This window comes from Pseudomonas koreensis (assembly GCF_024169245.1).
Lineage (GTDB): Bacteria > Pseudomonadota > Gammaproteobacteria > Pseudomonadales > Pseudomonadaceae > Aquipseudomonas > Aquipseudomonas koreensis_F.
In genome coordinates this window covers 2589092-2602289 of record NZ_JALJWP010000001.1, presented here as the reverse complement: position 1 = coordinate 2602289, position 13198 = coordinate 2589092, and the positions used below count along the sequence as shown (strand labels likewise).

Annotated in this window: 16 protein-coding genes; all 16 read right to left on the bottom strand. The window is 57.9% G+C overall.

Going from position 1 to position 13198, the window contains the following annotated elements; genetic code table 11:
* Positions 1-115: 115 nt before the first annotated feature.
* On the bottom strand, positions 116-412 hold the full coding sequence (locus J2Y90_RS11640) for a phage tail assembly protein (protein ID WP_024011858.1): 297 nt from the start codon (positions 410-412) through the stop codon (positions 116-118).
* Positions 409-756, bottom strand: coding sequence for a phage tail tube protein (locus J2Y90_RS11635; protein ID WP_007908779.1), 348 nt, complete (start codon positions 754-756; stop codon positions 409-411). Before J2Y90_RS11635 ends, J2Y90_RS11640 begins: the two co-directional genes overlap by 4 nt.
* Positions 757-822: 66 nt before the next feature.
* Positions 823-2319 (bottom strand): phage tail sheath subtilisin-like domain-containing protein, encoded by a 1497-nt coding sequence (locus J2Y90_RS11630; protein ID WP_253499667.1) that lies wholly within the window; start codon positions 2317-2319, stop codon positions 823-825.
* Positions 2319-2501 carry a DUF2635 domain-containing protein gene (locus J2Y90_RS11625; RefSeq protein ID WP_253499664.1) on the bottom strand — a complete coding sequence of 61 codons (183 nt, stop codon included), beginning with the start codon at positions 2499-2501 and terminating at the stop codon, positions 2319-2321. The genes J2Y90_RS11630 and J2Y90_RS11625 overlap by 1 nt, the downstream gene beginning before the upstream one ends.
* Entirely contained in the window at positions 2498-3082 is a 585-nt protein-coding gene (locus tag J2Y90_RS11620) for a phage tail terminator protein (RefSeq protein ID WP_253499661.1), read from the bottom strand. Before J2Y90_RS11620 ends, J2Y90_RS11625 begins: the two co-directional genes overlap by 4 nt.
* Positions 3083-3178: 96 nt before the next feature.
* Positions 3179-4057, bottom strand: coding sequence for a hypothetical protein (locus J2Y90_RS11615; RefSeq protein ID WP_253499658.1), 879 nt, complete (start codon positions 4055-4057; stop codon positions 3179-3181).
* A gap of 91 nt (positions 4058-4148) precedes the next feature.
* Positions 4149-4505 (bottom strand): phage tail protein, encoded by a 357-nt coding sequence (locus J2Y90_RS11610; protein ID WP_253499655.1) that lies wholly within the window; start codon positions 4503-4505, stop codon positions 4149-4151.
* Entirely contained in the window at positions 4502-4819 is a 318-nt protein-coding gene (locus tag J2Y90_RS11605) for a hypothetical protein (protein WP_253499652.1), read from the bottom strand. Before J2Y90_RS11605 ends, J2Y90_RS11610 begins: the two co-directional genes overlap by 4 nt.
* A complete protein-coding gene (locus tag J2Y90_RS11600; RefSeq protein WP_253499650.1) occupies positions 4819-5946 on the bottom strand; it encodes a hypothetical protein in 1128 nt (375 codons plus the stop codon). Before J2Y90_RS11600 ends, J2Y90_RS11605 begins: the two co-directional genes overlap by 1 nt.
* A 20-nt stretch (positions 5947-5966) precedes the next feature.
* Positions 5967-6692 carry a hypothetical protein gene (locus tag J2Y90_RS11595; RefSeq protein ID WP_253499648.1) on the bottom strand — a complete coding sequence of 242 codons (726 nt, stop codon included), beginning with the start codon at positions 6690-6692 and terminating at the stop codon, positions 5967-5969.
* Complete coding sequence (locus J2Y90_RS11590; RefSeq protein WP_253499645.1) at positions 6692-7072, bottom strand: hypothetical protein; 381 nt, start codon at positions 7070-7072, stop codon at positions 6692-6694. The genes J2Y90_RS11595 and J2Y90_RS11590 overlap by 1 nt, the downstream gene beginning before the upstream one ends.
* Before the next feature lie 8 nt (positions 7073-7080).
* Positions 7081-10653 (bottom strand): host specificity protein J, encoded by a 3573-nt coding sequence (locus J2Y90_RS11585; protein WP_253499642.1) that lies wholly within the window; start codon positions 10651-10653, stop codon positions 7081-7083.
* A 69-nt stretch (positions 10654-10722) separates the two neighbouring features.
* The gene (locus J2Y90_RS11580) at positions 10723-11301 is read right to left on the bottom strand and encodes a tail assembly protein (protein ID WP_253499639.1); all 579 of its coding nucleotides are present in this window, start codon (positions 11299-11301) and stop codon (positions 10723-10725) included.
* Between the two features lie 12 nt (positions 11302-11313).
* The gene (locus J2Y90_RS11575) at positions 11314-12093 is read right to left on the bottom strand and encodes a C40 family peptidase (protein ID WP_253499636.1); all 780 of its coding nucleotides are present in this window, start codon (positions 12091-12093) and stop codon (positions 11314-11316) included.
* Between the two features lie 2 nt (positions 12094-12095).
* Positions 12096-12779, bottom strand: coding sequence for a phage minor tail protein L (locus J2Y90_RS11570; protein WP_253499633.1), 684 nt, complete (start codon positions 12777-12779; stop codon positions 12096-12098).
* 70 nt (positions 12780-12849) lie between these two features.
* Complete coding sequence (locus J2Y90_RS11565) at positions 12850-13188, bottom strand: phage tail protein (protein WP_253499630.1); 339 nt, start codon at positions 13186-13188, stop codon at positions 12850-12852.
* Positions 13189-13198: the final 10 nt, after the last annotated feature.

Sequence of the window (13198 nt, the reverse complement as noted above, 5' to 3'; positions counted from 1 at the left end):
ATCGCGTTGATCCGTTGCGCGTGCTCCAGCGATTCGCGGAGCACATCCAGTGGCCTGGCCATCATCTGTTCGGGGTCAACCTTCCAGAACCAGGCCAGGTCATAGGCGACGGCGATCAGGTCGGTGATGGCGCCGACGCCGCACTCATGAAAAAACTCGCAACGGCCCAGCTCAGTGCGTTGAGGTCAGCCAGATCCAACTGGTTGACCGACGACGGCGGAATGCCGGCGCACACGGCGATGTATTTGGCCGCCACGTCCATGTCGAGGCTGACTTCTTCGCTCTTGTCGATCTTGTAAGGCAGCGCCTTGATCGCTCGCACTTCCTGCACCGTCGGACGGCGCAGAACGAGTTCGGTCAGGGGCTCGCCGTGGGCTTCGATCGCTACCTGAAGCTTCACGGCGGCGCTCATTGCCAGGTCCCCTTGATGCCTTCGAATTTCAGTTCGATGGTGGCGTCGTCGCCCTTGGACACTGGCTCTTCGACCAGATAGGCGCCGGCCAGCACGTAGACTTTGCCATTACTGAATTCGCAGGTGACGGTGATATCGGTGCCTTCGATCAGCTTCTTCAGCGGGAAGTCGGCGGTGTGCAGCGCGGTCACTTTGAACGACGGCGCGATGTCGGTTTCCTTGTAGAAACCGGGCACGACGGTTTCACGTTTGACGGCCATCAGCGGGGCTTCGCAGCCGCCATTGATGGTCAGTTGTGCGCCGTCGACCTTGACGTAGCAGGTGCCTGCAATCAGTTGACCCATGGTGTTTCTCCCTTCAAATAAAAAGCCCACGCGAGGTGGGCTGAATGCTGACGTCGACTGCGCAAATCAGGCCGCGTCGTCGTACTGCAGACGGAACTGGTTGAGCAGTGCGAACACGCGCAGACCGTTGATGTAATCCGGCGGGAACAGCACGTTCACGCGGCTCGGGTCCTGCACATCGCGCTCGACGATCAGGTGTTCGGCGAACAGTTCGGCATTCTCGACGTGGCCTTCCAGTTCCAGCTTGGCGTACTGCGCGATCAACTCGCCGCGAATGGTCGCCGGCGTCACGATCGGCTGGCCGGCGCCGAAACGGGTGCCGTCGGAGGCCAGTTTGTGGCGACCGTATTTGCTGGTGATCACGCTTTGCAGACGACGCACGATGAACGCCGACTGGTGCATGGTTTCGCTGTCCAGATAGGAGTTGTCGGCCTGGCCGTAAGCGTTCTTTTGATAAGTGGTGATCGAGCGCTGGATGCGCACGTAACCGCCCTCGTAGTACGCGGTGGCGATGCCGTAGTTGAGCAGCGACTGACGCTCGGTCAGGGTGAACCGCTCGCTCGCCGGCGCCGGGTCAACGCCCGGCAGGCTGCCGCTTTGCGTGGGACGGCTGGCGTCGGCAGAGATGAACACAGCAGTGCGCGCAGCCAGTGCCGCCGCTTGTACCCAGAACGGTTGCGGTACGCCCGGTTCCAGCGCCTGAATGGTCATGTGCTGATCATTGCGCGCCTGGCCTGCAGCGACCAGCGTGCCGACGGTACCGCGCTTGGCGCTGTAGACGTGACCGAACAATTGCTTGGCCCACGACCAGCGCCCGGTGCTGTCATCCATGACCGCTTGCCAAGTGTTCAGAGTGGCCAGATCGGACCACGGCAAAGCGATAAATTCGAACGGCTCATCGCCCAGTGCCGCGACGGCGGCGATCTGATCCGGCACACCGGCGCCACCGGTCATGGTGGTGATTGCGGTGGTCAGGCCTGCCGGGGTTTCTTCGCCATTGCTCTTGCCCAGGCGATTGAATTGCAGGCTGATGTCGTTGCCGCTGTCACCCGTCCACTTGGCAGTCAGGGTGACGACACCTTCGGCAGCGGCAGCGCTCACCGGCAGGTCGGCAGTGGCGTTGATTTTCTGCGCCAGTGCGGTGGCCGCTTGCGCGGCGGTGGCGCCGTTGACCACGGTGGCCTGCACGCGCACGCCGCCGACATACAGGTTGAGCATGCCCGCCTGAGTCGCGGTGCCGGTCAGGGTCAACACACCTTTGGCAATAGCGCCTTCAGTGTTGTGCAGCGGCAGGCACCAGATCTCGCCAATCGGGTCGGCTTTGCGAGAGGTCTCGTACATCGAAGCGAGCATCGAGCCCTGGCCACCGATGCTTTTCGCCAGTGCCACGCTGGAGACCAGCACCAGTTTGCCGACTTCAGTCGGGGCAATATTGTCGTTGACCTGCGCGACAATCAAACGGCGCATGGCCGAGGTCGCGCTGTTGGCGGCCGAGTTGTCCATTTCGGCATAGAACAGCGGCACACGAATGTCCGCCGGGATGTTGCTGAATCCGATCGCCATTATTTGGCTCCCTGTGGTTTAGCCGCTTTTGCGGTTTTGAGTGTGATGTCGCCGTCGGCCAGACGCCGGCGCCACCAGGCGCTGTCCAGCACTTCACGGCCTTCGGCCGGCAGCAGGTCGCCCGCCTCGGGGTCAGGTACGACACGGCCGGCGGCCGGCAGTACGGTGATGCGGTTGCTCATGGGGTTACGTCTCCAGAGAAAGTCATTTCCACGCGCCCATCGGGGCCCGGGCTTTGCAGGTTGGGGTCGGCCGGGTCGATCGCATCGACCCGCACCGTGGCCCCGGTAAAGGACGACAAACCGTCCAGTTCGCGTTCGTGCCAACTCTCCGCAGGCTGACCGGGCAGATTGCGGCCAAGCTGGAACTCGGCATAAAAACGCAGCCGATAAAACACGCGGCTGCTGTTGATCGACACCAGTTCGCCGCCGTCGTAAACGATGGCGCTGTAGTCAGCGTCAGGCTTGAACCCCACCAGCGCGCGCCACAGTTCGGCGCGCAGATCGTGCAACAAATCCAGCGCGTTTGTAGCGTCGGTGGCGTCAAGCGCGAGGACGATTTCGAAGCGCTCGCGGATCGGTTGGGTCAGGAGGTTTTGTGCGCTGCCAGGACTGGCCAGATCGGCCAGCGGTGTGAGACTGGCGTAGGGAGTCTGCAGTGAGGCATCGATTTGCAGTGCAGCGATGTCAATCCCCACTCCGATTCGATTGCCCAGCGTCGGGCACTGAGCACGCAGTTGCGTGACCAGAGGGGTCATTTTCATGAGGAAGTACCGAGTAGAGGCTGCCGCAGGTCAGATCCCACAACAACCCGGATTAACGATAGGCAAAAGCACTGGTGCGCTGTCCAAGTATCCGGCTTAGAACCACCTGCCGATGGCGAAGCAGTCAAAAGCGACCATGGACAAGTCGGTCTCAATGAACTGACCGAGACTGAAAACACAGATGCTGGCAAAACTAGAGGTTCTGCTGTAGGCACCGACGCTTGTCACCTGTTTCGCCACGCCCAGGACCCCCACCAGATTTGCGGTGACAAATCCCGGTGCCACAAAGCTCATCGGATAAGTCCAGTTGAAGCCCATGTTGGACGGGTTGTTGAACGCGATGCCAGCTCGGCCGTAGAGCGTGCAAATCAGCGTGCCGTCTGCAAACTTGACGTACTCACCATTGGTATTGGCGCCACGTTCAATGACAGCGCCGGTGGGAACGCCTTTGTCCTGGCTGACCGACCCGACCAACGCGGCGACAGCAGCACTGCCCAGTCCGAGTCCCGCTCGGGCGGCTGCCGGGGTGATACCGCCGGTTCCACCTCTCGCTACCGGGACAACAGCGTCCGACGCAACAGCGCCGAGTCCGAGCGCAAGTCGAGCCGAGGCGGCATCGGTCGCACCGGTGCCGCCTTTGCTCACAGGCAAGACATCAAAGTTTCCCGTAGTGCCCAGAGCGGCCAGTTTCGGGCCGTACTGAACATTCAGGTTGTTGAATGCATCAGCCAGTGCTTTGGGATAACCCTGCACCGGCATGATCGAATATGCCGCGTCGCTAGCCGTTGCGCCTTGGTAAGCCGGAGTGATCGACAACAAGCCCGGACTGGCAATATTGGTGACTTCATACTGTCGCCCATCCGGTCCGACGAACGCGTCGCCGACCCGGACATCGGTCACGAAATCCACATCGACACCGCTGACCGCAGGCGAGTTGTTGCTGACATTGACCGTACCTGTTCGGAGCCAGGGCATAGTGCAGTCCTTTTTTTAAGCGAAAAAAAACCGCAGTCGGCGGTATGGGGTGTTCAAGACGATCTCCATCACGTAGCAGTCAGAAAGCCAGTCAGCCCGTTGGCAAGATCGGGTCAACCACAATCACCGGAACATCAGGCTGGACAGGCCACTCTGGCGCCATGGGCCAGGCAGCTTGTGTGCTCACTTTGCCCAAACTGAACTTGTAGGCTTTCCACTGTTTCAGGTTGGCAAGCAGTGTTTGCTGTTCCGCCTCATCTTCAGACGTTGCCTCCCCCAGATCGATGCCGTAACCGAGGGTGTCGATCCGATCCTGAATGCGCGCGACCTGCCCTGCGGCCGCTTCGTTTCTGCTCTTGAGCAGTGCTTGCGCTTCGCTCAATCGTGCTGCGGCAGCTGCTGCCTCTTTCATCGCTTTGGTGATCAATTGCGACCAGTCGATATTCATACTTCAACCTCCGCTTGCGGCAATGGCTGTGGCAATGCCACGTCACCGTCAGGAATATCGATCAGGTCTGCGGGAAAGGCTTGCGCCTGACTGTAATGAGCGGGGATCGGCAACAACAGATGAAGCGTCAGTTTTCCCTGCTCGCAAGTAACGTCACCCACGAACCATTCGGAGTCGATTGCGCGTTGCGGCAACGTGTCGCCGTCGGACAATCGCGAGAAATCGAAGGTTTCGCCGTTCACGGTAATCAGCGCACCGGACTTGTGCAGTGTCAGAGAGTCGTCTCTGCGCTGCGGAGACAGAACAACGTTCATCAATACCACCTGCCTATTGCGATCAAATTGATTTGCGCAGCCGCGGCTGCGTTGGTTGTTGCGATGGCGCGCCAGGCGCCCCAGTTGGCGATCGTCGGAGGGATCCAGGCGCTGGCCATTACACAGTCGGCGTAGACCTTGCCAATCGCTGCCGACGTCACGGTAGGTATGGATGCGAAGGCTGAAGGATAGGCGCCCGGCGCATACGCATCACTGCCGAACAATGCGCCCACGGCATACGTACCCGTCGAGTTGGTGGCAATCACCTTCCAGCAGACCAGCGTGCCATCGGCGAATTTGGTGTATTCACCAGCCGCGTTGGCGCCCCGCTCGATAATCGCGCCGGTAGGTGCACCGGCCCCCGAAACAACCCCAACGATGTTGTTCTGTCGGTAAACCATGCGCCATGGACCGAAAACACCCGTACCGTATTGATCTCGCTCCCAGGTACGTAGAGTGCCGCCGCTGGCAACGCCGTTGACCTCGTGCCAGACCTGATGAACCGGCTGACCAACGTATTTGATGGTGTCCATCAAACCGTAGGATGATCCCGTCGGTTTCACGCCGGTGGCGGTGTTAATGACAAAACAGCGTCCCGCCGGAACAGCCGCAGTGTCGTCGATGTTGCCGTTGTAGACCGGAGCATCACCGCCAATCCCAAATGCTCCGACCTGCATGACGCGTCCGGCGGTTGCATCGCTGGGAGTGATTTGAAGCGCTGCTGTTGCAGCAGAACCGAGTTCCAGAGCAGCGCGAGCTGTGGCGGCTGACACGCCCCCAGTGCCGCCCTTCGAGACAGGCAGTACGTCGAAGTTAGCGGTGGCTCCTAATGCCGCAAGTTTGGCACCGTATGTGTTGACCAATGCCCGCAACGTATCGGCCGACTCTTTTATGTACCCCTGCAACGGCGCCAGTGCGTACGAGCCTGCTCCGTCAGTCACGCCCTGATAGTTCGGCGAAATTGACATCGCCGTGTCGCTAGCGATGTTGGTAACTTCATACCAACTGCCATCAGGCCCCCTGAACGCATCCCCTACACGTCCATTAACGATAAAGGATGTCCCTACGCCGATGACTGAATTGGAATTATTAGTGACGCTTACCGTTCCGGTCTTGCTCCATGGCATACCGATCTCCTTTAAATTGACTAGTTGTAATACCTAGACGATGGAAACTTACAAACCGGAATGCCGAAGCATGTCCCATTAGTCCCTTGGTAATACCAATATCCGCCGCCCGCCCTCTGCGCGGTAATATCTAAAACAGGAATATTATTATCCAGCAAGCTCATACCTACAAAACCAAAACCATCAGCAAACCACGTCACACCACGATCAATACTGGAAACACATACGAAATCATCCGCTTCGATGACAAGGTTGCTTTTGTATGTATCTACATAGTCACCTCCTACCAGCGACCATGATTTGGCAAACTTGTGATAACGAACAACCCTGTCTTCGGAAGAAAATGCGATGCGACCTTGGGCGTCAAAGATATTCATGCCATACCGCTGCGGACTGGGCTGATCAGAAAATTTACAGACGACATATTCAATCAGATAATTCTGTAAATTTTTGCCATTGCGCACTGCGGATGTCACTAGAAAACCAGTCCAGTTTCCAGGCCCTCCCAACATGGTCAGGTACACACCCAAGGATGTATGAAAACCACTTACATGCCTGAAAAAAACTTGTGGCGCCTCTAGGGTCTGGATCGGTTTCAGGAAGGTAACAGCGCCACTCCCTTCGCGATCGGTGTACCTGGACTGGATTCGAAAACTGCCACGTTCGGAAAACACCATCACTTTATAGGCGCTGGATATTACGACGGCGCCATATGCATTGGTCACTGAAAGCCCGTAGTCAGCCATTACAACACCCTCACGACTTCGACCACACACTCGACCGTGTGCTCAGTCCATTCATCGACGTAGTTGTTGTGATAACCGGTAGGCCGCCGCCTGTTCACGTAAGTGAAAATACCGATTTTTGTTCCGCCAAGGTCCTTGTAAGTTGGGACATAGCCCCAGGAATCCGGATAACCTGGCTGACCATATCCCGCATAAACTCGCGGAGTAATCACAACAAAACAGGTCGCCGGGTTATAACCTGGAACGTCCATCAAAATGTAATCGGACCTGACCCCATTTCCCATATTGCGAGTCGCGGGCAAGTTCATCTGAGCCAGCTTTTCAATGGTAAAGTCTTCCATACCCAAGGTTTGCACACCGTTGGCATCAAACACCGTCATTCCGAAGCTCATTCACTCAGATCTCCAAGTTGGACGCGCTTGACGTCATTGGCATCAAACACTCGGAGCGACCTGTTGGTCATGATCACTCGTCCCTGTCCGGCTACGCTGCTGTTGATTTCGAAGTTACCGGATCTAGTCAGTCTCCATCCAGATGTCCCTGGATGATAATTATCTGACTGCAAGCTATCGCCAATCTTCAACATATTAATAGAGCCATTCTGAATAAAGGCATCATTAATAAATGTTTGACCGCCGCTCACGGTAAATGGCGACACCGGATTTCCATTCGCCAGATTCAACAACATGAACGTATCGGCGCGCACAACAAATTGTGAGGAAACACCCGAAGGATCGACCTGCAGCCCCAAACCAAACGACGCGGCATATTTTTGGCCTCCCGCCGTTGTATCCATCTTCACCGACCAGATCGTCGATAACTTGCCATTGGTATCGGCAATAGCACTTGAGGCCTGCTGAACGGCAGCACTGTTTTGCCCAACAGACGCATTCAACTGTTCAAGCTTCGTCGCCGTGGCCGAGCTATTGGTCGTTACAACTTTCTCAAGCGACTGGATATTTGCCGCATTATTGCCAGTACGGACTTCCAGCGCTGAAACACGTTGCGCCGTGGCCTCATTCTGGGATGCCCGGACGCTGCTTTCCGTGGCGATGGCGGCCGTACTGGTCCAGCCCTTGAGCGCATCTGCGAGCTCGCCTTCACCGTTGTCATCTCGAGACGCTGCACGCAGCGCCTGAAATGCCGCGGCCTGAGCCGTTACCGCGCCGTCGATCTTGCTGATATCAGCGGTGTTGGTCCCGACCTGCTGAACCAGACCGGTAGCGGTCTCGATTGTTTGCCCCACATCGACCCAATATTCGGCGTTCGGTGGTGGCGAATTGACGGGGACGAGCGCCTTGGCCTGATACAACCGCTCGGCTTGACGCACGACGGCAGATTTCGCGTAGGTCCGGGTCGGGTCATAGTTCTCGTCCAGGGCATCAATCTGGCTCTGCAGTCCGGGGATCTTCTCGATGTCGCTGAGCAGGTCTTTCCCCAATTCGGTCTGCGAGATTTTACCCGCGAGCATGTCGAGTATCGGTCCGGCCTCTGAACTGGCCTGACCCAGCACACCATTGCCAGTCGGGTACCAAGGCCCGATATTGCCCGTGCGATCGACCAGCCGAGCCCAGAAGAAAAACGACGTGCCTGCCAGCAAGCTCTGCATTGCGTAATCACTTTGCGGATATGCAAGGTCGGCCAGCTTGGTAGCGGCTTCAAGGTTTGCCGTTGGCCCGTACCAGATTTCGGTTCGCTGCGTGTCTTCGGCACCTGCAGGAAACTCCCATTTCAAGCCGATACCGAACAACAGGCTGTCCGTCTTGAGGAATGTCACCGATGGCGGTGGCGTGGTTTTTCCTGACAGCTGAGTTTCAGCTGACGTCGCGTACACCGAGCCGATGTCCAACGCGTTTATCGCCCGAACCTTGGCCACGTATCGCCCGGCATAAATACCCCGCACCTCCATCGACGCCCCGCCGGTGCGGCCGGCAAACACCCATTCGCTGTCGTTCTTGCGCCAGTACACCTCGTAGGCAATGGCGCTCGCCGGACGCGCCCATTCGATCGTCATCACACCGACCGCGCTGCCTTGGTCGACAAAATGATTATTGCTGATCGTGACCGACGCCGGAGGGGCTTGCACGCCTGGCGGAATGACCGTGACCGGAGGGCGCTCGATACGAGAACCGTTGTCGATCGCCCCGTACTTGCTCGGGACATGTTTGACTGCGCTGATGCTGTATCTGATTTCGCTGGCGGAGAAGTCTTCGGCAATAGACAGAACACGAAATTGCTGAGTAGCCAACGATGCTGAATCAATCGCCCACATCGATTGCGCTGGTGGCAGTTCATTCAAGGGTTGAGCCAGAACCACACGCTGCGTCTCGTCGCTGACGCTCACCGACTTGATGACACGGGAAAGGGCTTTACCGGTCGGCATGATCAGCGTGATGGTGTCGCCCGCTTCGGCGCTGACGTGAGCATCGAGAGTCAGAGTGGTAAGTGTCGCATCACGCAGGCGTCCACCGATGCGTCGTCCGGCACGGTCATTGTCGGCTACCCGGATAATCTGCCCTGGGCGGGTCAACGTACCGTCCAGACCGACCGAGAACGTGACACTTTCAGTTTCCAGACGGTTGGTCAGCAGCGCCCATTTGCCAATGCGCTGGGCCTGCGCCTGCGACGTGCAGCCGGTGGCCGTGATCTCCGTCTGTTGTACGCCATAGCGGGCAATTCCGTCCGCGTCATCGACGTACTGGACCTTCTGTCGGTAGAAGTCCGCCGGATCATTCCAACTGACCAGTGCTACGGTGAAACGAGTCTTTTTCGCTGACCCGCCATAGACGAACTTGCCGTCAATCACGTTGGCATTGGAATAGGTGTAAACCGGGTCTTCCGGCATGTCGGCCACTGCCATGACCGAACCCGCGCCCCAATACGACATGCCACGAAAAGTGGTCGCGAGGTCTTGCAAGACCTTCAGCGCATCGGCGCGCACCGATAAATAGAGGTTGCAGGTGAATCGCGGCTCAGTCCCGCCCTTGCCGTCGGAAACCGGTTGGTCGCAATACTGACCAATGCGGTACAGCTCCCATTTGTCGACCTGACCGGCATTGAGCAGATGGCCCAGGCCATAACGCGGGTGCAGCAGCAGGTCGTAGTAAATCCACGCCGGGTTGTCGGTCCACGCCAATTTGAACGTGCCGTCCCAGACGCCGCTGTAGCCGCGGCTCTGCGGGTCGTAATTGCTTGGCACTCGAATGATCCGCCCCAGCAGTTCAAAGGAGCGCGATGGGATCGATTGGAATTGCGACGCGTCGAACTGCAAACCGATAATGGCTGAACCTGGATAGCGCAGCTTGGCGTCAATCACCTCGGTGCTCGATTCGACACTGGTCGTGTCGGCGATAGCGCCGCTGGTGGAGTTGGGGGTCAACCGACGCACGCGTACAGTCCAGCCGCTTTTGGCGGGCGGCAAGTCGATACGGTGTGAGCGTTCATACTTGGTGGTGGTTTTGCCACTGAATGCAGACGCGAGCACCTCGACGAAGGCACCGCCATCAGTGGCCAGATCGATCGCGTATTTAACCGTGTAACCGTTGGTGTCGCCGTTGCTGGTATTGGTCTGCGCCAGGCGAGAGACCGCCAGGCGAATCCGCACAGCTGACAGCTGCAGATTGGTGAACGCCTTGGTCCACGGTTGGTCGCTTCGCAGTTCGACGGCCGCGACCGACTCGTTTTCCACGGCCGGGAAACCGGGGATGTGTGCCTGGTCCTGGCTACCGGTGCGAACATCCAGCGTCACACCGTTGAAGTTCAAACTGCCGTCTTCATTGGCCAGCGGTGTCTCATCCAGAAACACCGAGCGAGTATCGTTTTTCAAACCGACGATTTCGCCTTCGCTGACGAGATCGAGGATACGAGCGTAAGCCGTGCTTTGCAGGCTGTCTGGCGCTTCCACGGAGGGGCGCGGCTTGGCGCCGCCGCCTTTGCTGCCAGCGATAATGAGGTCAGTCATGGCTTTCCTTCAGGCGAAATAAAACCCGCACACGGCGGGTTGGGTGGAGGTCGGTAACCGGGAGGCGCGTTAGAGTTGATCCTGCGCGTAAATTCCGGCACTGATCACGGCGCTGCCGACAATGGCCTGCCCGTAAAGCAGACCGACCGGATTGCCTTGAGCGCTGGTATTGACCGGCCCGTTGAAGCTATAACTGGCGCGGTTGGCCGGGCTGTCCTGGGCGCCTAGGCCTTTTGCCTGTGGAGACAGCATTTGCATTGCTCCTCCCATCATCAATGAGAGGCCGAATGCTTGTCCCCATCCCTGCATCGCGGGAACGAAAGTCGAGACGGTCAATATCACGGCCCCGATGATGGTTTGCAAAAGACCCGCGCGTTTGCTGCCGAGCAGTACCGGGGCAATCCGGATGTCATTATCGGCGACAGGAGCCCTCAGCCGTTCAGGCCCGATGTTCTCGGTCCCTATAAACACTGAGTAGGTCAGCCCCCTATCTTTGGATTCCATTAAAAACCGTTCGAAACCGGGAATCATGATGGAAAGAGCGCGAACCGCTTCACAAGTACTGTTTACCGCGAGACGGTGCAGCCGTCCAAATCTGGAACCCAACACGCCATACAATCTGATTGTTCTAACTTTCTCATTTGCCATTGAATCAATCCTCTATCCATTCAGGGAGTTCTTTGTGCCATGCCTCCAACAGCTCACCGTCACCTCTGCCCAATACCCGCCGTAGGTGTCGCGCCTGCTGTCCCGGCCATACAAGTGATGGAGGATGGAGCCCGGCGCCGGAAAGTGCTGCGGCTCACTCTTCAGCATGCCGTCTGCAAGAAAAATGGCGGCATGGTTGGGCACGGGTGAGCGAATCTGCATCAGCACGATATCGCCCTGTTGCGGTCGGCTGACCTGTTCGAAGCCGACGGCAGGTAGATTGTCCAGATAGAGGTTGCCGCCCTTGTCCCACCAACCGTCTTCGCGCTGATAGTTACCCAGCTCGATGCCCATTTCCCGTCGGTAATAGTCAAGGATGATGCTCAGGCAATCATGCACACCGTGGACAAATGCGCGCCCGATCAACGGAGCCTGATAGCCACTGGGTGTGATGGTGACCAGCTCACCAGTGCAAACCTGACCGTCATCATCCTTGCGTACTCCAAGGATATGCCAAGGCAATCCGGATGCCTCACAAGAGACCCGGTCTGCCTCACTGGCCGTGGCGGGATAGTCCGGATGGCTATGAATGACTGCGAGCACTTCTCCGCACTCCTCGGCCGCCGCGTAGTCTTGTGGGGACAGTCGAAAGTGTTCACTTGGCGTCGTCGCCGTATTGCGACAAGGCACATATCGTTGTCTACCGCCTTCGCGAATCAGCAAACCGCAGCACTCGTCGGGATACTGCGCGATGGCATGACGCTCGATGGCGGCCAGCGTTGTCTTGTTCATGCTCAGCTCCGAATCAGACCTGCCGCCGGAAATGAGCCGTAAGGCAGCGGATTGTTCTCGCCGAAACGCAGCTTGCAGCTGCTCAGGCGGCCACCGCATTTGTCCTTGGCGGCATCAGTGACAATCACGTCATTGGCGTCCGCCACCGGTCCGCCGTTATAGCCGCAATATGGACCTCGATAACCACCACAACTGAGCCACCAGCAAACGTTGGCAACGATTTGCCGACGAGGCAGTTGTACACCGTTGAAATCCAGAGCGCTGGCGAGTTCGAATTTCACCACCTCGTGGTCTTCACTGACTTTGCGCTCGATGTACCAGATGTCAGGCGGCAGCTCTTCTTCGGGGTCGGCTTCAGGCTGACCATCAAGGTACTTGCCCAAAGTGCGGTGACGAATCAGCCGCGCTCCGACCAAGTCATCGAAATACAAAACCAGAGCCGTAATAAATCCACCGACGTTACCTACCGATAGCGACGGTGTCGGTTGCGTGCCCTGCCCGCTCATCTCGAAACCTTCAGCCTGTATCGGCCAGGGTGAATATTCCAGGCCTTGCCAGAAAATCGAGGCTTGCTGTGGATAGCCGTGGAAGCGGTACAGCTCGGCGCCCAGACTGGTGGCATCGAGTTCGAACAGCTCAACCCAGGCGCCCGGTTCCAGCGATTGGATATCTGCGGTAATGGACATTGGAATCTCCGGACAAAGAAAACCCCGCAGTGGGCGGGGTTGGGGTTGTGACCGCATGCGCCTCTACCGATTACGGATGGAACGCCTGCTCAAAGGTGGCCGCCAAGCTGAATACACCAGCGCCCATCGGGGTCGGTTGATAAGCTTTACAGCGATAAAGAGCTGGCTCGCCCAAGGGTGCAGCCCAGTAAAACGGCGTGGCGCCAGCGTGACGATCGAGGAACTGCAGAATGGCTTTGATACGCGCCTCGTCGCCGACAAACGTCAGCGGCCAGGACTGCGATTTGTTGTTGATGCCGTCGGCGGCGACTTGTTGATAGCCATCGCCGAACTTCGCCCTTTTCAGGCGAAACTCGACATTGCCAACGGGTTCAATCTTCGGAACCCAGCTAAATGTTTCGATGCTCATGTTTTCTCCG